The following is a 21,700-nucleotide window of genomic DNA, read 5'->3' as shown; positions in this document are numbered from 1 at the left end:
ATTAGGATGAAACAGACGAATATGCCTGAAAAACATGGCTTGTATGATCCAAAAAATGAACATGATGCTTGTGGTATTGGCTTTGTGGCTAATATTAAAGGGCGTTCTTCGCATAAAATTGTCGAGCAAGGAATTCACATGCTTTGTCAGTTGAAGCATCGTGGCGGGGAAGTCGGCGGCGATACAGGTGATGGCGCGGGTATTCTTCTAGAAATTTCGGATGACTTCTTCCAAGAGGCATGTGCGAAAATCGATATTGTATTACCTGAAAAGTATCATTATGCAGTTGGGATGTTTAATTTCCCGCAAAATGTCGAACAGCGCAAAATTTTGCAGGCAGCGACGGAATGCTTTATCGATCAGGAAGGGCAAGATTTCTTAGGATGGCGGAAATTGCCGACAGATGTGACGAAGGTTGGGCTGGGGGCGCAAAAAACAGAACCGGCTGTGTACCAACTTTTTATCGCGAAAGATGAGGCGCTTGATGAGGAAGCTTTTGAGCGGAAATTATATTTAATCCGTAAGCAAATCGAGAATTTTGCAGCGGGTGATGCACGCGTTACAGAGACGTTTTATGTGCCGAGCTTATCAACGCGGACAGTTATTTTTAAAGGGATGTTGACGCCAGAGCAAATCAATCAGTATTATTTGGACTTGGCGGATCCAGCTTACACGTCAGCTTACGCGCTCGTTCATTCGCGTTTTAGTACGAATACGTTTCCGAGTTGGGAGCGGGCACATCCGTATCGTTATTTGATTCATAATGGGGAAATAAATACGCAGCGTGGGAATTTGAACTGGATGAAAGCTCGTGAGAAACGTGCGGAGTCGGATTTGTTTGGTGCGGATTTGGCGAAAGTGATGCCGGTCATTGATGAGGATGGAAGTGACTCGGCGACGCTTGATAATGCGCTGGAATTCTTGGTGCAAACGGGACGTACCTTGCCTCATGCGGCGATGATGTTGATTCCGGAGCCTTGGGATAAAAATAAGGCGATGACAGATCCGAAACGGGCTTTTTATGAATATCATAGTACGTTGATGGAGCCATGGGATGGACCAACGTCGATTTCGTTTACGAACGGTCGCGTGATTGGTACAATTTTGGATCGGAATGGGTTGCGACCTGCGCGTTATTATGAAACAAGGGATCATACGATTATTTATTCTTCGGAGACGGGTGTTGTACCTGTAGAGCCCGAAGAAGTGATTCGCAAAGTTACGGTCGGTGCAGGCACGATGTTGCTGATTGATTTGGAAAAAGGCGAGATTATTTCGGATGACGTCATTAAATCGGAGTTGACAACGGAGAAGCCTTATCGTGAATGGCTGAACGCGGAGTTGACGGATATTGGGACGTTGACGGAACAGGATTGTTTGGAATATATTTCATTGAATAAGAAGGATTGCTTCAAATTGCAGCGGGCGTTTGGTTATACGCAGGACGAGTTGAGCAAAATCTTGATTCCGATGGTGACGGAGAAGAAAGATCCGATGGGGGCAATGGGGTATGATGCGCCGCTTGCTGTACTTTCTTATCGGCCACAGTTGTTGTTTAACTATTTCAAGCAGTTGTTTGCGCAGGTGACGAATCCACCGATTGATGGGTTGCGTGAGGAGTCAGTTATTTCGACGATGACGTTGCTTGGAAATGAGGGTAACATTTTAAATCCAACGGCTGAAAATGCAAACCGAATCCGTTTAGAGACACCGATTTTGTCTCGGAAACAGTATGCTTCGATTGCCTTACAGAAAAAATTCGCGAAACCGACGGCATTTATTAATGCGTTGTTTAAAGCGGAGGAAAAAGAGAATTTGGCGGAAGTGCTAGATCGTCTTTTTGCGGAGGCTGATGCGAAAATTGAGGCTGGTGCAGAGTTGCTTGTAATCACAGATGATGGCACGAATGACGAGTTTATCGGGATTCCAGCGCTACTTATGACGAGCGGTTTGCATCATCATTTGGTGAAACGTGGCACACGGATGAAGGTGAGCTTGATTGTAAAAACGGCGGAGGCACGTGATGTGCATCATTGTGCGATGCTGGTTGGTTATGGTGCAGACGCAATTTTCCCATATTTGGCGATCGATGTGTTTACGAACCTGATTAAAGATGGCCGGATTAAAGGGTTCACGGTCGATGAGGCCGAGTCGCGCTATATTGAGGCAATTACGGATGGGATTTTGAAAGTAATGTCGAAAATCGGTATTTCTACTGTGCAAAGTTATCGAGGTGCCCAGATTTTTGAAGCGATTGGTATTGGTAACGATGTGATTGCAGATTATTTCCCAGGAACGGCGTCACAGCTTGGTGGTATTCCTTTGGAAGTGATTGCACAGGAGTCGTGGTTGCGTCATCGTGAGGCATTTCATGATATCGGTTTTCAAGAATTTACATTAGATACAGGCGGTGAATATCAATGGCGTTCGAACGGTGAATATCATGTTTTCAATCCGCTCGCGATTCATTCATTGCAGCAGGCGACGCGTGAAAATAATCGCGAAACGTATGATTTATACTCGGACTTAATGCAAAATCAAAATAATGCGTTCCTTCGTGGCTTGCTAACCTTTAACTCGCATGGACGTAAGCCGATTCCAATTGAAGAAGTCGAACCTGCCGAAGCAATTTTCAAACGGTTCAAATCAGGTGCTATGTCTTACGGGTCTATCAGTCAAGAGGCACACGAGGCGTTGGCGATTGCGATGAACCGGATTGGTGGTAAAAGCAATAGCGGTGAAGGTGGGGAAAATCCGGACCGTTTTCTTCCTGATGCAAACGGTGATTGGCGTCGCAGTGCGATTAAGCAAGTTGCATCTGGTCGCTTTGGCGTAACAAGTCACTATTTGGTAAACGCGGATGAGCTACAAATCAAGATGGCACAGGGCGCAAAACCAGGGGAGGGCGGTCATTTGCCTGGTGAAAAAGTGTACCCATGGATTTCGAAAACCCGCGGATCAACGACAGGTGTTGGGCTTATCTCGCCACCGCCGCATCATGATATTTATTCTATCGAGGATTTATCTCAACTCATTTTTGACTTGAAAAATGCTAATAAAGACGCGCGGATTAATGTTAAACTCGTATCAAAAACGGGAATTGGCACGATTGCAGCGGGTGTTGCAAAAGGTTTTGCTGACGTTATCTTAGTTAGCGGATACGAAGGCGGAACAGGAGCAGCTGCGCGAAGCAGTATTCGTCACACAGGAGTTCCATGGGAAATCGGTTTGGCGGAAACACATCAAACATTGCTTTTAAATGGGTTACGTAATCAGGTTGTCGTAGAAACAGACGGTAAACTGATGACTGGAAAAGATGTGCTCGTTGCAGCTATGCTTGGAGCGGAAGAATACGGTTTTGCAACGGCACCACTTGTGACGCTTGGTTGCGTGATGATGCGTGTTTGTCATATGGATACGTGCCCTGTCGGAGTTGCGACACAAAATCCAGAACTGCGTAAGAAATTCGGTGGTTCAGCAGATTATGTTGTGAATTTTTTCAACTTCATTGTTGCTGAGATGCGCGAAACGATGGCGGAACTTGGCTTCCGGAGTCTCGAAGAAATTATTGGGCACAAAGAGTATTTGGAAACCCATGAACGAAAAGAATCGCATTGGAAAGCGAAGCATCTCGATTTTTCTAATATGCTTTATATGGATGACTTTTATAAAAACCAAGTCCAATTCTGCACGAAAGAACAGGACCACAAAATCGACCAAACATTGGATATGCGCGAGTTACAAGCCATTGTGGCACCTGCGATTGAATGTGGTGAGAAAGTCACTGGGCGCTTCCCAATTCGCAATATCGACCGGGCAGTCGGCACGATTACCGGTTCTTATATCAGCAGGAAATATGGCGCGGCTGGACTCCCAGAAGATACGATTGATCTTACTTTTACGGGAGCGGCTGGTCAAAGCTTCGGCGCCTTCGCTCCAAAAGGGATGACGCTACGCATTGAAGGTGACGCGAACGATTACTTTGGAAAAGGCCTATCTGGCGCAAAACTTATCGTATCACCAGATGCTGAGACACCGATTAATGCGCATGATTCCGCGATTGTCGGAAACGTAACGCTTTATGGTGCAACAGATGGAGAAGCATACATTCACGGAAAAGCCGGCGCCCGTTTTGCTGTCCGTAACAGTGGTGCCGACGTAGTTGTCGAAGGAATTGGCGATAACGGCTGCGAATATATGACTGGCGGAACAGTGGTTGTTCTAGGCGAAACCGGTGAGAATTTTGCGGCTGGGATGTCCGGTGGTGTTGCTTACGTTTATGCTCCAAACCAAGCCAATTTCACCGCAAAAGTGAATCCAGAACTTGTGACGTGTCGAGGGATTACGACGTCGCGCGAGGAACGGAAACTACGCGAATTGGTAGAAAATCACGTTCGCTACACCGGCAGTGAATACGCCCGCAAGTTACTGACAAACTGGGAACGCGAACTTGCTAACTTTGTTTACGTCATTCCGAATGAATTTGAAATCATGCTTACGCGCATTGAAAAATTACAAAGTGAAGGCCAAACGCATGAAGCTGCAGAGTTACAAGCCTTTTATGAGCATAAAGACGGACTGCTAGTGGAAGTTACTAAATAGGAACGAAGCTGAACAGTGGAAAGCTGAATCCGCTCGTTCAGCTCTGAAAAAAGCTGGAGCGGCCGCAGTAAAAATCCTTTTTTGATTTTTGTGGAGGGCGTGAAGTTTTCGAAAAGCTAGCGGATGAAGCTAGACTATGAACACTTGAAAGAGGCGAATAGCTCAGAATAATTTCAAAACAAGGAGTTGAATGCAATGGGAAAACCAACTGGATTTATTGATTATGACCGAATTCCAAGTCCTGTTCGCGATCCACTAACACGGACGCGTGACTGGAACGAATATAACTTGCCAATGCCTGTTGTCGATTTACAGATTCAAGCCGCACGTTGCATGGACTGTGGTGTACCATTTTGCCATACAGGGGAAGAGATTAAAAACGGTGTATCAGGCTGCCCGTTGCATAACTTGATTCCGGAGTGGAACGACGCTGTGTATCGCGGAGAATGGCGCGAAGCCTTGGATCTTCTTCTAAAGACGAATAATTTTCCTGAGTTCACTGGCCGCGTCTGTCCAGCACCATGTGAAGGCTCCTGTACGGTCGCGATTTCTGAGCCTGCGGTTGGTATAAAATCCATCGAAAAAGCGATTATCGATCGTGGCTTTGAAGAAGGCTGGATTAAAGCTCAACCACCTCAAAAAAGAACGGGAAAACGCATTGCAATCATCGGTTCTGGCCCAGCAGGACTTGCATGTGCAGATCAGTTAAACAAAGCTGGGCATAATGTTACTGTTTTTGAAAAGAGCGATCGAATTGGCGGCCTGCTCATGTACGGCATCCCAACGATGAAACTCGAAAAAGATTCGATTAATCGTCGCGTCAACTTAATGGCCGAAGAAGGCGTCGAGTTCGTGACCAATGTCGAAGCCGGAAAAGATATCACGATGGCGCAGTTGAAACAAGAGTACGACTCCATCGTGTTAGCTACAGGTGCCGGGAATGCTCGAGATGTCAAGCTACCAGGCCGTGATGCAAAAGGGATTTACTTTGCAGTCGATTACCTCACACAAAGCATTAAAGATAACCTTGACAATAAAGGCGTGCAAACATTGTCCGCAGAAGGCAAAAACGTCATCGTTATCGGAGGTGGAGACACAGGAGCCGATTGCGTCGCGACAGCTTTACGACAAGGCGCAAAAAGCATCTACCAATTTGGCTTACGCGATAAGCTACCAGACATGCGCGCTGTTCAAAACCCGTGGCCACAATTTCCGAAAGTATTCCAAATGGACTACGCTCATAGCGAAGCAGAAGCAGTATACGGTGAGGACCCCCGTCACTATTTAGTGAGTTCCACTGAATTTATCAAAAATGAAAGAGGGGAACTTACCGGGTTGCGAACTATCGATGTTGACCGAGTAGACGCCAACCGTAATATCCAAGAAGTTCCCGGTTCTGAGAAAATCTGGGACGCTGATATTGTACTAATCGCAATTGGGTTCGCCGGTGCTACACCATCCATTTTCGAGGATTTCCAAGTAGGTAAAACAAAAAGCCACACGATTGAAGCAGCAAAAGGTTTTTACCGTACCGACGTAGAAGGAATCTTTGCATGCGGTGACGCAAGATATGGTCAGAGCTTGGTAGTAACCGCGATTAACGAAGGGCGTGAGGCCGCTCGTGAAGTCGATTTCTACCTCATGGGCGAGACATTTTTACCATAAGCAATAAAAAAGGCTCAAAAATCTGTCGACCACCAGTAGTGTAAAAATTACGGGATATCGACAGATTTTCTTTGTTGACTGGTATGACAGGTGTGAAGGCGATTTTGAAAGAAATCGATGTAAGGTTAGACAACTGAAAAAGTAAACTTTGCTATCCGTCGACAGATTTGGGCTCTTGAGGTATTATGGGAGTAAGGCTGAAAAAGCACGGGTTTTTATCTAAGTAATGTGAAATGTAAATATGATAGATTGTTGTATGTAGCGAAAAAGTTGAATGTTTTTATCTAAGTAATGTGAAATGTAAATGAAGCTTGCTTCTCCTCGTTTTACATTCGTAACTGTGTTTTTATCTAAGTAATGTGAAATGTAAATGCGCCTATTGCGTCTACATGGTGTATTTCGCCCTGTGTTTTTATCTAAGTAATGTGAAATATAATTAAATTACTTTTTTATCTAACGAGCTGGAATACAAGGGGAATATTACCAATGAAAAACAATTCAAAAAAACTTTTAGTTGCGTTTCCCCTAAGTATTGTGTAATCTGAATAAGGAAGCATTGTAGCAGACAGAGGCGTGATGTTCTGAATTTTAAAAAAAAGCAGTCTATAAAGGTGGGATCGATATGAAGAAAGAAAAATCAGTATGAACGAATCTATTTACAATGATGATATATAAAGTAGTACTAGTCTTTCTCGGAATCATTTCGTGTATCACTTATGTCTTTGCTAAAAAGAAAAATTGATTAGAAAAAATATCCAATCTACTGTTATGCAGGTAACCTCAAAGTTATTTGTGACACGGTGGATTTTTTTATGTATAAGTAGTATTTATAATTGACTTGGAGTCCACTTCATGGTTTAAACTCTACCTATTAGCCAAAAATAGGGGGGGGATTACGGTTGTCTATCAGTAAGAAAGAGCAGGTTAACCACAATCAGTTATTTCTGAACGGCAAATCTAGATTAAAAGAAATAGATCCTGAACTCAGCGCACTTTTCGATCATTTTGTATTTGATGAAGTCTTGCAATATACACAACTTACAATTAAACAGCGAATGAAAGTGACGCTTGCCACTTTAATCACAATGCAGTGCGTGAACGAATTCAAAATAATGCTAAACGCGGCTTTTGATATTGGAGTGACTCCAATCGAGGCAAAAGAAATCGTCTATCAGACTGTGCGATATGTCGGGCTTAGAAAAGTATTTGATTTTTCGCAAGTAACTAATGATGTCCTGATAAAAAGAGGAATATGAAATAAGCACGTATCGCAATAAAACTATGACAAGAAGGAGAATACAAATGAAAAAAAATACTTTATCTCATGCGTCACGGTCAGACACTATTTAATGTACGAAAAAAGATACAAGGTTTTTGCGATGCGCCATTAACGGAATGCGGTATCAACCAAGCGAAAATAGCGAGCGAATATTTTAAGGAGAACGGGATTGTTTTTGATCAGGCTTATAGTTCCACATCGGAACGAGCTTGTGACACATTAGAATTAATCACTGACATGGATTATAAACGCCTAAAAGGGCTGAAAGAATGGAATTTTGGAACATTCGAAGGTGAAAGTGAAGACTTGAATCCGCCGTTACCGTACGGAGATTTTTTTGCAGGATTCGGAGGAGAGCGAGAAATGGATTTTCGTGTGCGCCTTGTTGAAACAATGGAATCAATGATGAACCAAGAAAATCACGATACTGTTTTGGCAGTTTCTCATGGTGCCGCTTGTGCTCAATTCGCCCGCCATTGGGAAGCACGCAGTAGTATTGGCCGGATCAGTGGTCTGAAAAACTGTTGTATTCTTAAATTTGAATATGAAAACGGTGAATTCACACTCGTCAGCTTTATAAATCACGATTTTGCAAAAGCCTAGCCAATCTTTTCGCAAATTTTCCGGTTTTCAGCTATACTTAAACAGGAGAACAAATGAAGAAGGGAAGTTTTGTTATGAAACTTGGTATTATGGGAACGAATTGGATTACAGATGCTTTTGTAGAAGGCGCAATCAACTCAGGTGAATGGGAACTAAATGCGGTTTATTCACGCACATTGGAAAAAGCATATGCCTTTGGTGAAAAATATAAAGTTGCGAATTATTTTGATGATATTGAAAAGATGGCGAGTTCAGACGTTATCGATGCGGTTTATATTGCGTCACCAAACGCGATGCACTACGAACATGCATTACATTTCTTACGTAACAAAAAACATGTCATCGTCGAAAAACCGATTTTTTCAACGGTTGCAGAACTAGAGGATGCGCATAAAGTAGCGAAAGAAAACGGCGTATACCTTTTCGAAGCTGCTCGCCATATCCAAGAGCCTAACTTTAAAATTTTGCAAGATAGCATCCAAAAAGTCGGAAAGCTTCACGGCGCGACACTTGCTTACATGAACTATTCTTCGCGCTATGACAACGTACTTGCTGGTGAAGAGCCAAATATTTTCTCGCTGAATTTTTCTGGTGGTTCGCTAGTTGACTTAGGCGTTTACCCAATGTATACGGCAGTTGCGCTATTCGGTGTTCCTGAAAAAGCAACTTATTTCGCGACAAAACTGCGTACAGGTGTTGATGGAGGCGGCCCAGTTATTTTTGAATATCCCGATTTCACGGTGACTATCTTGCAAGCGAAAATGTCGCAATCATTCTTACCAAGTGAAATATACGGCGAAAAAGGCACGCTCGTACTTGACCCATTAACAGGCATTAAGAGTATCCAATACGCGGATAACCACACGAAAGAAATTGAGGAGTTAGCAATGTCTACCATTCCAAATGACATGGAATTCGAAGCGACCGAATTTGCCAGAATCATCACAGAAAACGACAAATTGGCGTATGAAGACCTAGAAGATTTAAGCAAAGCAGTTTTGCAAATCTCAAACGACTTGCGCCACCAAAATGGTATTTGGTACAAGGTAGAGAAATAGTATTTTTGAAGCCAGATGATGCGAATTATCTGGTTTTGTTGATTCTCTGGAAACGTGGTATGATAAGAGTATCGAATTTAGAGGGAAAAAGGAGTTTATTATGACGATAAAAGAAGTACCTGAAATTTGGGCCGAACAGTGGGAAGCCCATAAATATGAAACGATGACAGAAATTCAGCAACAATTGTACAAGCCGATTAAAGAAGGTAAAGATGTCATTGCAGTTTCACCAACAGGAACTGGGAAAACAGTTGCCTATGCTTTACCAGCCATCGAAAAATTAGAAGTCAAACCGCATACACAATGGCTTATTTTAGCGCCATCACATGAGTTAGTTATGCAAATCGCAGACGTTGTACGTTCATGGTTGCCCGCGGGGGTGAAAGTCATCGGTATCATCGGGAGTGCCAATATCAAGCGCCAAATCGATAATCTGAAGAAAAAACCACAAGTCATTGTTGGTTCACCTGGTCGCGTTTTGGAACTGATTAAGCAGAAGAAAATCAAGATGCATGAAGTCAAAATGATTACACTTGATGAATGTGATCAATTGCTGATTCGCGAAAATGTTCCAACGGTGCTCGAAATCGTGAATAGTGCCATGCGTGATCGTCAATTAGTAATGGCATCAGCAACGAAATTGGACGACCCAATGATGTTTTACCGCAATAGTGAGATTGAGCCAGTGATGATTGAAGCAAAAGCTGAAGAGAGTAACGCCAATGTGAACCATCTTTATATGGATGTCGAGCAGCCTCGTGACAAAGCTATACTGCTACGCCGAATTTCCAACGTAGAAGGGATGCATGCGCTCGTTTTCGTGAAAGATAAAGTTCGGATGGATATTATTTTGGAGAAACTGCAATATGATGGAGTTGCAGCTGCCGGAATTCATGGTGAAGTGGACAAAGAAAAGCGCAAAAAATACTTAGCTGCCTTCAAAAAAGCAGAATTGACGTATTTAATCGTAACCGATGTAGCAGCACGCGGTTTAGACATTCCAGATTTACCATTCGTTATTCATTGCGATGTGGCGATGGATGCGAAACAATATACGCACCGTTCTGGTCGAACTGGGCGGATGGGTAAATCAGGTACGGTACTCTCGTTTGCTAACGAACGCGAAGCTCGGACATTACGTCAATATTTGAAGGAATTGAACAAAGATCCGATTAAAGTACGCTATTATGAAGGCGTTTTGACGGATGATTTTGAAAGTAAAGCAAAGCGTAAATAAAAAACCTGTAGAATGAGTCGCATCAAGTATGAAGTGTCTCACTCTACAGGCTTTATTTATACTCGGAATTAGCTTTGTTCTCAAATATATGATTGATATTCTCTTGTGTCCATTCAGTTAGCTGCAAAATTGTCGGATAACCTGAGGTGGTTTTTTCCTGACCTGCCACTGTATAGGTGACTTTTGGCTTCAGAATATACCAAGAATAGCGCTCTGGATCACCGCTCAAGGCTAGCGTATGGGAGATTGTTTTACCCGCTGGAACGGAATCAGCAACTGTATGAAGATGCATTGAGGCTAGTTCAGCTGTCACACTTTTAATAGCGACAGGCTCCATTTTTTCTGTATTTTGGATATTGAGTGTATATTCATCCATAGCCGTTTGTACTGCTGCACCAGAAAACACGAGATTTGTGGGTGTTCTGTCATTATTCACATCAAATACTAGTTTGCCGATGTTGACTGACACTGATTTATCTCCTGAAATGAGCGTCATTTCCTGAGCTTTAAAACTACCTGCTTTGTTAATTCGGATATCTACTTTCATATAACCGAGTTCAGCTGCCCCATATTGCTGCCCTGTTTTAGAAATAACATCCATTTCAGCTTTGATATCGTTAGAGTCAAAGGTTACCGCAGAAATGCCATCAATGCTTGAATCCTCAAATAAAAATGGCAAACTAAGCGAAAAAGTTTCCCCTCTATATAGCGAGATATAAGCGTTACCTTTCAAGAAAAACGGATTTTCAATGTTAGGTATGTTGACTTTACTAGCTTCTGTAACGGCATCATCGTTCTTTGGCGACCAGAAAATCGCAACAACAACGGTCAATGCAATACATAGGATTGTTGGTATTAGAAATCTATTCCCTGTCATCATCTAGCATATCCTCCTTTGTATTTAAATTATCAACAATAGTATCATACCATATCTAGAAATCCCGTAAATCAAGAAAGAACAATACATAACACATATTACGAATTAGGCTCTTTAGTTTGATGGAGTCTGCATCGAATTTTACAACCTATTGACTTTTTTTAGTTTGCCGAATGACCTTTATTACAGGTATAATAGAAGAATAGAGCTTTTAGTAAGGAGTCGGGGACATGCTTAGTAGAAGAGACGAAGTTTTTAAGCTTCTGAATAATGTAAACGGTAAACTAACAGCGAATGATGTAGCGGAGAAGTTACAGATGGATCGCGCGAATGCGAGCCGTTATTTGAACGAATTGTTTAAGGAGGGACAGATTGAGAAACTCCCAGGCAAGCCAGTTCTTTACCAAGCTTTCAAAAAAGAGGAGGCCAAATCAGGAATTAGTAGTACGAAAACGGCTTTTGATCGGCTCATTGGTTCTGCGCAAAGCTTAAAAGTGAGCATTCAACAAGCAAAAGCAGCGATTCTTTATCCACCGAATGGTTTACATACATTAATTCTTGGGAAAACAGGTACAGGGAAGTCCTTATTTGCCGAGTGCATGTACAAGTTCGCTCGTGAAGCTGATATGGTTAGCAAGAATGCACCATTCGTTTCGTTTAACTGTGCGGACTATGCACAAAATCCGCAATTGCTTTTCGGTCATATCTTTGGTGTGATTAAAGGAGCATACACGGGAGCAGAACAGACACGCGAGGGCTTGCTTGCAAAAGCAGATGGCGGAATTTTATTTTTGGATGAGATTCATCGGCTACCTCCAGAAGGCCAAGAAATGTTGTTCACGTTTATTGATAAAGGTGAATATCGACCGCTTGGTGAGAGTCAAGCAGTGCATACGGCGGCAGTGCAAATTATTGGGGCAACAACAGAATCACCGGATAATTTTTTATTAGAAACATTCACTAGGCGGATCCCGATGACAATCACGTTGCCACCACTGGCAGAGCGGCAGTTAGAAGAACGTTATGAGCTTATCGAATTTTTCTTATCACAGGAAGCAACGCGTTTACATCAAACGATTCGCGTTCATCGCCAAGCTTTGATGGCGTTTTTACTCTACCATGCGAGTGCCAATGTTGGTCAACTGCAACGTGATTTGAAATTAGCATGTGCGAAGGCATTTTTGCATTATAAGACAAAAGCGACGAATTATATTCTGATTGAGCAGGATGATTTGCCGATCTATGTTCAAAAAGGTTTACTTCATTTGAAAGATGAGCCGGAGAAAATGAACCGGTTAATTGATGTGAATAAGACGATTTTTAAATTTTACGATACGAGTGAAGCGAATGATATTGCGATTGAAGATGTGGATGACGTGTACCAAGCGATTCAAACAAAAGCTGATCAGTTGATGAAAGAAGGCAAGGACCAGTCAGAGCTTGAAGAAGCGCTTCACATGGATGTGGATCAGTATTTCCATGAGTACATGGGGCAGCTTCCGACGCAGCAATCGGCGAAGGAGATTATTAGTCCGGCAATTTGGCAACTTACAGATCAAGTATATGCTTTAGCAGAACAGCGCTTGGAACGTAAATACAATGAAAAAATGCGTTTTGCGTTTGCGCTCCACTTACAGAGTACCATCGAGCGGATTCGCGAACAAAAACATATTGTACATCCGGACTTGAACAATGTCCGCAAAAAATACTCGAAAGAATTCCAAGCAGCGATTGATATTTCGGCTCTATTAGAGCAATCACTAGGTATTGAAATTCCTTTTGATGAAATTGGTTTTTTGACGATGTTTTTAACAGAGGAAGTCGTGGAGTCGATGTTTACCCAAGAATCGCTAGTCGAAGTTATCGTCATGATGCACGGTCGCTCGGCGGCAACGAGTATGGTTGAAACGGTCCAAGAACTTCTCAACATTGAGTCTGGCACAGCGATGGATATGCCGTTATCAGTCGAAGTAAAAGCGATGTATGAAAAAGTAAAAGCTAAAGTACAACAATTAAATCCGACAAAGGGCGTCTTAATTCTTTCTGATATGGGCTCTCTGACGTCGTTTGGCAATATGCTAACCGAGGAACTTGGCATTCGCACTAAAACAGTTAGCATGGCGAGTACACCAGTTGTATTAGAGGCTATACGCAAAGCTTCGTTGGGACGCGGGTTAGAAGATATATATCAGAGTTGTCAACAACTCTTTGAAAATAAATACAAAGCACAAATTTTACGAACAAAACCAACGAAAAAACGCGGTTATACTTACATGTTTCACAGGAGAAGGTGTAGCAGAACAGTTACGAGCCCGCGTAGCCCCAGTTATCGACGAGTCAAAAGTGGAAATCATCGTCTTACAATTTTTGCATAAAGAAGCTTTCCGTGAGCGCATCGACCAACTGATGGAAGAATACAACATACTAGCCATCATGGGCTCTGTCGAGTTCCAGTACCGCGAAATCCCATTTTTCAGCGCCTTAGAGGTATTTTCTGAGGGGGGAATTGACATCGTGAAGCGAATTATTAATGATGAAGTACCATATGACCAGTTAATTTCCTCCCTAGAAGGTAATTTAAAAGAAGTCGAATCACCAGAACAGCTCGTCTACTTCTTGCGCAAAATCATTTCGGAGTTGCAGGTTCAGATGAATATAGTGCTTGAACCAGGTGTCGATATTGGGGTTATTTTACATCTAGCTTTCCTTGTTGAACGGATGAAGCTCGGCGGTGTCGATCGCGAATTTCCGAACATTGATACATTCACGAAACAGCATATGATTGAAATGCAGATTACGCAACAAATGATGGAAAACATCAATTTAGAGTATAATATTATCGTCCCTCAGTCAGAAATTGCTTATCTCACGCAAATGATGACAGCAAATAAAGTAATCGTGGAAGAAAATTAAACTAACGAGACAAGTGTGTACATAAATTACACACTTGTCTTTTGTTCTTGTGTAAGCTGATGTTTGGCTTTATCACACGCTTTTATCTTATTTTAAAAGTTGGCACGGAACTTGCATTTATAGAAGTGAGGGTTAAGAAATAGCGTTTTAGGGAGGATGAATCGAAGTGAAAACAATCTTGTTAGTTTGTTCCGCGGGTATGTCAACCAGTCTGCTAGTCACCAAGATGGAGGAAGCCGCAGAGGATAGAAATCTCGAAGCTAAGATTTATGCAGTATCAGAAGCTGAGGCGCCAGATAATATTGGCAAGATCGACGTTTTATTATTAGGGCCACAAGTTAAATTTTTAGAAAACAAATTCAAGAAAAAGCTAGAACCACTAGGGAAACCCGTCGCAGTTATTAATAGCATCGATTATGGTATGATGGACGGCGAAAAAGTTTTAAATCAAGCACTAACTTTACTTGGGGAATAAGCGGTACATTGTTACTGCTTAAATATAGGAGGGGGCAAACGTCTCGTCCAAAATAAAATTATTGGGGGAAATGCAAATGAATGGTTTTATCGCATTTATGGAAAAGTACTTTATTCCTTATGCAGCCAAAGTCGGAGGGCAACGTCACTTAGTTGCAATTCGTGATGGTTTCATCACAACAATGCCATTAATGATCTTGGGGTCATTAGGGACGTTAATCAACAACTTACCAATCAAAGCTTACCAAACATTTATGAATAACTTATTTGGGGAAGCGCTTTGGAAATCTTTTGGAGGGAATATTTGGAACGGGACATTCGCGATTCTAGCACTTTTAACTGCTTTTACTGTAGCTTATAACCTAGCGAAATCATATGATAAAGATGCTTTATCAAGTGGTGTTGTATCTGTTTCTTCTTTCTTTGCCATTGGTGGATTAACAGGGCTGAGCTCATCAGGATTATTTTTGGCCCTAATCGTAGCTTTAGTTTCAACCGAATTATTCACTCGTCTAAGTGGAAATTCAAAACTTATTATCAGAATGCCAGACGGTGTTCCGCCAGCAGTATCTAGATCATTCGCAGCGCTTTTCCCAGCGATGATCACAGTAAGTATTTTCGCAATGATTACAACTATCCTTTTTGGGCTTGGTGTAAAAGATATCGTTGGCGAATTCTACAAATTGATTCAAGAACCGTTCATGGGTCTTGCTAATACACTGCCAGCAGCATTATTACTTGCATTTATTTCTTCATTCCTATGGTTCTTCGGACTTCATGGTGCGAATATTATCGAGCCATTTATGCAAACAATCAACGTTGATGCGATTGCTAAAAATGTTATCGCTATTAACAAAGGCTTAGACGCTCCTTATATCGTTAACAAACCTTTCTTTGACTCTTTCGTAAACTTAGGCGGAACTGGTGCAACGATTGCAATCATTATTTCGGTGTTCCTATTTGGTCGTCGCAATAAACAATATGTAACAGTGTCAGGACTTGCCTCAGCTCCTGGAATATTCAACATTAATGAACCATTAATGTTCGGTCTACCGATTGTGTTAAATCCAATCCTATTTGTACCTTACATTTTGGCTCCACTAGTGCTTGTAACAATCGCTTACTTTGCGACATCACTAGGCATGGTACCAGCAGCAACAATCGTAACACCTTGGACTACACCACCGATTGTTGGTGGTGTGCTTGCTACACAAAGTTGGACAGGTGGAGTTCTAGCGGCGGTCAATATCGCAGTAGCCGTACTCATCTACGCACCATTCATTAAAGTAGCAGAAATTCAAGAAATTCGTCGTGAAAAAGCAGCAGCAGCCGGCGAACCAACAGAAGATAATTTTTAAAAAGAAGTGCTGAACATGCCCGTTAGCTCCGAAAGAAACTGGAACAGGCGCAGTAAAATCCCGTAATTGGATTTTAAGGAGGCTGTGAAGTTGCCGAGGAGCTGGCATGAGGAAGCCGGACAAAAAGAAGTGCTGAACACACCCGTTAGCTCGGAAAGAAACTGGAACAGGCGCAGTAAAATCCTGTAATTGGATTTTAAGGAGGCTGTGAAGTTGCCGAGGAGTTGGTGTGAGGAAGCCAGACAATATGACCCAAGGATGTGGAACTGAATGGAAGAATTAGAACTAACGATTATGAACCTAATTATGTTTGGTGGTAACGCAAAAAGCGATGCCATGTTAGCGATTGACGCAGCTAAAAAAAGGTGATTTTGCTTTAGCGGATGAACAAATCCAAAAAGCAGAACAATCATTGCTTGAAGCGCATCATTCTCAAACTAAACTAATTCAAGGCGAAGCACGTGGCGAAAAAACAGAAGTATCTTTACTTCTAGTTCACGCACAAGATCACTTGATGAATGCTATTACATTTAAAGATTTAGCAATCGAGATTGTAGAATTATATCGCGCTAAGTAACTATAAAAATGGGGGTGAGGAATTTTCCTCATCCCCATTTTAATTATTTATGAGAGAGGAAGTTTACTTATTATGAGAAAATTAGGTATTTCAGTATTCCCACAACATGCCCCATTGGAGGATTCTTTAAACTACATCGAAACTGCTGCAAAGTATGGTTTTAGCCGCATTTTCACATGTTTAATCTCGGCAAATGACGAAGAAGAGTTTGCAAAACTAGAAACAATCTGTCAAACAGCGAATACATTAGGTTACGAAGTTATTGCTGATGTCGATCCAGGTGTTTTTGCTTCACTAAATTTGACGTATCAGGACTTAGGACGCTTTAAAGAATTAGGATTATCCGGTTTGCGTTTAGATTTAGGTTTTTCTGGTGCAGAAGAAGCAGCGATGTCTTTTGATGATAATGATTTACAAATCGAGCTTAATATTTCTAACGGCACGAAATATGTCGATAATATTTTGTCCTATCAAGCGAATACAGCAAATATTATTGGTTGTCATAATTTTTATCCACGTCGTTATACAGCGCTTTCTCGTGAGCATTTCCTTCGTACAAGCGCCCAATTCAAAAAATTCAACTTGCGCACTGCAGCTTTCGTTTCGTCTAACGCAGGTAAATTTGGACCGTGGTTTGTCGTTGATGGTGGACTTCCAACATTAGAGGAGCATCGTGGTATGCCGATTACGGTCCAAGCAAAAGATTTATGGAACACCGGGTTAATCGATGATGTTATTATTGGTAATATGTACGCGTCAGAAGAAGAGTTAAAAGCACTTGGCGAACTAAATCGCAATGAGTTAGAACTTGCTGTGATATTTGTTGACGGCGCGACACCAGTCGAAAAAGAAATCGTGACAACACAAAAACATTTCAATCGTGGTGATGCTTCTGAGTATGTATTGCGCTCGACAATGACACGTGTAAACTTCAAGCAACACGAGTTTCCAGCGCATGACACAGACACAATCGAACTAGGTGATGTTACTATCGATAACAATGGCTACGAACGCTACAAAGGCGAAATGCAGGTGGCTTTGCGTGAAATGGAGAACTCAGGTAACACAAATATCGTTGGGCGCGTTATCCCAGAAGAGCGTTACTTACTAAAAACAATCCAACCATGGCAACATTTCCGCTTAAAAGAACATAAATAAAATAGTGAATACAAGCTAGGCGCTGTAAAAAATGTCTTAGCTTGTATTTTTTTTGTTTGCAGTTAACCTGCCTGCCCTGTATAATCGGACGTGAAGTAAGACAAGAGGGGTGCGATGAATGAAGAAAATTTGGGGTATTTTTATACTTGATTGGCGACGACTTTTTAAAGCTCCGATTGCGTTAATGTTGGTACTTGCACTTGTCATTTTGCCATCACTGTACGCCTGGTTTAATATTGAAGCACTCTGGGACCCTTATTCGAATACATCTGGTATTAAGGTGGCAGTTGTGATTGAAGACAAAGGTGCCGAAATTACAGTGCCAGGAAAAAGCCCGCAACAAGTTAATATTGGTACACAACTCAAAAAACAACTGAGAGAAAATGACTCACTAGGTTGGACTTTTACGAGCGAAGATAAGGCACGTGAAGCTGTGAAGAAAGGTGATTACTATGCCGCAATTATTATTCCTGCTGATTTTTCAAAAGATATTGTCTCGGTCGTGGGGGGCAATCTGACGAAACCAACAATTAACTATATGGTGAATGAGAAAATAAATGCGATTGCGCCAAAAATAACCGATAAAGGTGCATCAACCATCGTAGACCAAATCAGCTCGGAATTCGTCGATAAAGTCAGCAGTTCGGTTCTTTCAGAGCTTAATAAAGCTGGCATCGACTTGGAAAATGAGTTGCCAACTTTGCGACATATTAAAGATAAAGTTTTTCAAGTGAAGGCGAGTATGCCACAAATTATTGAAATGGGTAAGCAAGCAGTTATTTTGGAAGGGAAGCTACCAGACTTAAAAAGAAAGGCGAACCAAGTAGTTGATCTTAATAAGAGTATGCCTCAAATAAATGCTGCGGCACAAGACTTGTTACGTATCGAATCACAGTTACCGCAACTTGATAAACTCGGCGAAGACATCTTGACATTGCAGAAGAAAATTCCCGAAATTAAGCAAATTGCAACGGACGTAAAGGCAGTGAACGCCAATTTTGGGACGATTAAAAAGACGGTAAATGATGCACTTTCTGAATCCACCAAGGCACTAAGCATTATTTCCAGTGCAGAAAAAGCGTTACCCACTATAAAAAAAAATAGCAAATGATGGTTCCAAATATGCAGACAAAGTAGCCGGTTTTACGAAGCAAGTGGATCAGTCTTTCCAAACGGTAGCTCCGACAATCAAGCAAAATCTTATTTTGCTACAACAAGTCACAAGTAACGTTTATGAGCTAACCGAAGCGCTAAAAAATGGTGATATCAATCCAGATAAAGTTGTGACGGTAATCGACCAAATCGATACGCAATTAACGAGCGCAAGTAACATGTTGACGAAGCAAATCGAGTTGCTAACCTCGCTGAACGAAACTTTACCAAATAGACCACTCACAGGCTTTATCAGCAATTTAACGGCAATGAAACAAGACTTAGCGAATCAACAGCAAACATTGGCACAAATCAAAAAAAAATTATCCAAGCCGGTGAAGAAGCTAGCCAAGCACTGCTCAACCAACTGCACACAGAAGCTAAGAAAGTTAGTGATGACTTAACAACAATCATCAGTAAATACGACGCTAAAATCGTGCCAACAATCAATACCGCACTGAAAGAAATCAGCACAGGCCTTGCTAAAAGTAGTGCTTTACTAGATGACGCTAAAAACAAGTTGCCAGAAATCACATCGATTCTTCAAAATGCGAATCAAACTTTAGTAACAAGCCAAACGTATTTAAAAGAATTCCAACAACGATTACCAGAATTACAGCAAAACGTTGGCCGATGCAACGACATTTATCGATACGAAACTAGATACAGTTATTAGCGGTATAAACACAGCTGCGGTGTTTTACAAGTCTGAATATCCTGATGTAAAAGCTAAAATTCACAAAGCTGGTGACTTCGTGCGAAATGATTTGCTGTCATTGGAATCTGAAATAAATAATGCTGCCAAACTGATACAACAGAAGTTTCCTGAATTTGCAAAAGCAGTCCAAACGGCAGCAAACTTATCACGGATGGAGTTACCTCAATTCGAACAAGCCATCAATAAAGCGGCATCACGAATCAATGAATTTGACCAAAATTATGATATGCAACAAATTATTGCATTCTTAAGAAATGATGTTAAAAAAGAGAGTGATTTTATAGCACATCCGATTCAATTGAAGGAAACGAAGTACTATCCAATTCCTAATTACGGATCAGCCAGTGCGCCATTTTATACAGCACTTTGTCTATGGGTAGGAGCATTACTTCTCATCTCATTATTACGCGTTGACGTCGAAGTACCGCGTGGCATTTTTAACCACTACCACGTTTATTTTGGTAGGTTGCTTACATTCCTATCTATTGGACTTGCGCAAGCCCTCGTTGTGACGCTCGGTAACATTTTCTTGCTCGGAGTATCTATTGCAAGTCCAGTTTACCACGTTCTTTTTAGCATGTTTATCAGTGTTGTTTTCATGATTATCGTGTACACACTTGTTTCGTTGTTCAACAATGTTGGTAAAGGGATGGCCATCATTCTACTCGTCCTGCAAATTTCAGGAGCCGGTGGGAACTTCCCAATTCAAGTATCACCGCCATTTTTTCAAGCAATTTACCCATTCCTACCATTCACATACGCGGTTGGTCTCATTCGTGAAAGTGTTGGTGGCATCTACTGGCAAAATGCAACCCATGATATGTTGATGCTTACAATGTTTGGCATCCTGTTCATTCTCTTAGGAATACTACTCAAAAAACCACTAGATAAAATCATTCCAGCGCTTTCTGCAAAAGCTAAAAAAAAGTAAGTTAATTCACTAAAAATGGGCGTAAAAAAGATCTGGCAGAAAAACCAGATCTTTTTTAGGTTATTATGAGTATTCAGTAATGTAAAAGAAATTCATTTGTAATATTAAAGTAAAAAAAGAAAAATAAAGCTTTATTTTTGACATAAAAAACGTTATACTGAAACAGTACATAAAAGCTACGTCTTTTGATATGTATAGTAATATAGTTAACATCGAATAGTATGTAAAATGATAGTATCCTACAGTTCAAATAAGAATGTCCTGAGAGGGAATCGAACCCACGGCCTACAGCTTAGGAGGCTGTCGCTCTATCCTACTGAGCTATCAGGACACGATTGATTGAATCAACTCTATCATTTTAACATAAAACAGAGGCGGGGAGCAATCTGTTTGTAAAAATCAAGAGAGAGGAAGGAACAGATTGAAGAAATTAATACCAGTATTTATGGGAATATTACTTCTAGTCGTATTAGCAGCATGTGGCAAGGAAGGCATAGACAAAGCTCTTAGCGATAAATCATTGACCATGATACAAAAGGTGAAAACAGATTTAAAAGACTATCAGTTGGCCTATGTGAAGGATGACGATGATAAAACAGGTGTGCTTGAGTACTACAAAGATTCAAACAAACAAGACATCTCAAATATACAACTAGACTCCGCGCTTAAAAAACAAGATTCCGAAGTGAAAATTAACCTAATGAATGGGCTAGATGGGTTAATTGCTATGGTTGAAATTAGTGGCACAAAACTTGCGAAAGAGGCAACAGAACTCGTTTTGCTTGATAGTAATAAAGAGGTTGATGAAGCAATTGGCGTCTCTTTAACAAATAGAAGCGAGGTAAAGGATGGGAAAACAGTTGCTATTGTCGCAATTCCGTCCGTTGATGCCAAAACAGCAAGTAGCTTGAAACGCATTGAGTTACGAAATGGTTCCAATGAGATAATTTACCAAAATAACTTAGATTCGAGTAAAATAAAAGCACAAGCACTATCCGAGCGAGCGAAAAAAAAATGCTTTTTTCCCAAATGTGAATAAATATATAGCTGACAAAGGTTGGAAAGTAATCAGTAGTGCCACACAAAAAAAGCAAATTT

11 protein-coding genes, 1 tRNA gene and 3 pseudogenes are annotated in these 21,700 nt (G+C 41.3%); 13 read left to right on the top strand and 2 right to left on the bottom strand.

All coding sequences use genetic code 11. The features are described from left to right. Positions 1-6: 6 nt before the first annotated feature. The 6 genes from gltB to PROCOU_RS06835 all read left to right on the top strand — a co-directional run bounded on the left by gltB (position 7) and on the right by PROCOU_RS06835 (position 10,444). The gene (gltB, locus tag PROCOU_RS06860; protein WP_036070815.1) at positions 7-4,602 is read left to right on the top strand and encodes a glutamate synthase large subunit; all 4,596 of its coding nucleotides are present in this window, start codon (positions 7-9) and stop codon (positions 4,600-4,602) included. A 195-nt stretch (positions 4,603-4,797) separates the two neighbouring features. After that, the gene (locus PROCOU_RS06855) at positions 4,798-6,267 is read left to right on the top strand and encodes a glutamate synthase subunit beta (protein ID WP_036070813.1); all 1,470 of its coding nucleotides are present in this window, start codon (positions 4,798-4,800) and stop codon (positions 6,265-6,267) included. Positions 6,268-7,166: 899 nt separating this feature from the next. Beyond that, positions 7,167-7,523: a carboxymuconolactone decarboxylase family protein gene (locus PROCOU_RS06850; protein ID WP_036070939.1), complete on the top strand. Its 357-nt coding sequence runs from the start codon at positions 7,167-7,169 to the stop codon at positions 7,521-7,523. 68 nt (positions 7,524-7,591) lie between these two features. Next, entirely contained in the window at positions 7,592-8,149 is a 558-nt protein-coding gene (locus PROCOU_RS06845) for a histidine phosphatase family protein (protein WP_036070809.1), read from the top strand. 74 nt (positions 8,150-8,223) lie between these two features. Further along, positions 8,224-9,207 carry a Gfo/Idh/MocA family protein gene (locus PROCOU_RS06840; protein WP_036070937.1) on the top strand — a complete coding sequence of 328 codons (984 nt, stop codon included), beginning with the start codon at positions 8,224-8,226 and terminating at the stop codon, positions 9,205-9,207. Positions 9,208-9,307: 100 nt separating this feature from the next. Further along, positions 9,308-10,444: a DEAD/DEAH box helicase gene (locus tag PROCOU_RS06835; protein WP_036070807.1), complete on the top strand. Its 1,137-nt coding sequence runs from the start codon at positions 9,308-9,310 to the stop codon at positions 10,442-10,444. Between the two features lie 52 nt (positions 10,445-10,496). On the opposite strand, the gene PROCOU_RS06830 is transcribed toward PROCOU_RS06835, so the two are convergent. Continuing rightward, positions 10,497-11,324, bottom strand: a complete 828-nt coding sequence (locus tag PROCOU_RS06830) for a hypothetical protein (RefSeq protein ID WP_036070805.1) — start codon at positions 11,322-11,324, stop codon at positions 10,497-10,499. 227 nt (positions 11,325-11,551) lie between these two features. Between PROCOU_RS06830 and PROCOU_RS06825 the strand changes: the two are divergent. From PROCOU_RS06825 to PROCOU_RS06800, 6 genes and pseudogenes are all read left to right on the top strand, one after another. Beyond that, positions 11,552-14,234 (top strand): annotated as a pseudogene (locus tag PROCOU_RS06825) (sigma-54-dependent transcriptional regulator). Between the two features lie 166 nt (positions 14,235-14,400). Then, positions 14,401-14,709, top strand: coding sequence for a PTS sugar transporter subunit IIB (locus tag PROCOU_RS06820; RefSeq protein WP_036070802.1), 309 nt, complete (start codon positions 14,401-14,403; stop codon positions 14,707-14,709). A 76-nt stretch (positions 14,710-14,785) separates the two neighbouring features. After that, on the top strand, positions 14,786-16,066 hold the full coding sequence (locus tag PROCOU_RS06815; RefSeq protein ID WP_036070934.1) for a PTS sugar transporter subunit IIC: 1,281 nt from the start codon (positions 14,786-14,788) through the stop codon (positions 16,064-16,066). Between the two features lie 270 nt (positions 16,067-16,336). Further along, positions 16,337-16,643 (top strand): annotated as a pseudogene (locus PROCOU_RS06810) (PTS sugar transporter subunit IIA). A 72-nt stretch (positions 16,644-16,715) separates the two neighbouring features. Beyond that, entirely contained in the window at positions 16,716-17,801 is a 1,086-nt protein-coding gene (locus PROCOU_RS06805; protein WP_036070800.1) for a DUF871 domain-containing protein, read from the top strand. 118 nt (positions 17,802-17,919) lie between these two features. Next, positions 17,920-20,615 (top strand): annotated as a pseudogene (locus tag PROCOU_RS06800) (YhgE/Pip domain-containing protein). A 244-nt stretch (positions 20,616-20,859) separates the two neighbouring features. Here PROCOU_RS06800 and PROCOU_RS06795 read toward each other — a convergent pair. Continuing rightward, positions 20,860-20,933 (bottom strand) — tRNA-Arg (locus PROCOU_RS06795). A gap of 90 nt (positions 20,934-21,023) precedes the next feature. Between PROCOU_RS06795 and PROCOU_RS06790 the strand changes: the two genes are divergently transcribed. After that, complete coding sequence (locus PROCOU_RS06790) at positions 21,024-21,641, top strand: hypothetical protein (protein WP_036070798.1); 618 nt, start codon at positions 21,024-21,026, stop codon at positions 21,639-21,641. The last annotated feature ends 59 nt before the right edge of the window (positions 21,642-21,700 follow it).

This window comes from Listeria rocourtiae FSL F6-920 (genome assembly GCF_000525975.1).
GTDB classification, from domain to species: Bacteria; Bacillota; Bacilli; order Lactobacillales; family Listeriaceae; genus Listeria_A; species Listeria_A rocourtiae.
This window is presented reverse-complemented; position numbering and strand designations above follow the sequence as displayed.

Coding starts and splice junctions, on each gene's coding strand:
- gltB (WP_036070815.1), top strand. CDS start 7: ATGAAACAGACGAATATGCCTGAAAAACATGGCTTGTATGATCCAAAA.
- PROCOU_RS06855 (WP_036070813.1), top strand. CDS start 4,798: ATGGGAAAACCAACTGGATTTATTGATTATGACCGAATTCCAAGTCCT.
- PROCOU_RS06845 (WP_036070809.1), top strand. CDS start 7,592: ATGCGTCACGGTCAGACACTATTTAATGTACGAAAAAAGATACAAGGT.
- PROCOU_RS06840 (WP_036070937.1), top strand. CDS start 8,224: ATGAAACTTGGTATTATGGGAACGAATTGGATTACAGATGCTTTTGTA.
- PROCOU_RS06835 (WP_036070807.1), top strand. CDS start 9,308: ATGACGATAAAAGAAGTACCTGAAATTTGGGCCGAACAGTGGGAAGCC.
- PROCOU_RS06830 (WP_036070805.1), bottom strand. CDS start 11,324: ATGATGACAGGGAATAGATTTCTAATACCAACAATCCTATGTATTGCA.
- PROCOU_RS06815 (WP_036070934.1), top strand. CDS start 14,786: ATGAATGGTTTTATCGCATTTATGGAAAAGTACTTTATTCCTTATGCA.
- PROCOU_RS06805 (WP_036070800.1), top strand. CDS start 16,716: ATGAGAAAATTAGGTATTTCAGTATTCCCACAACATGCCCCATTGGAG.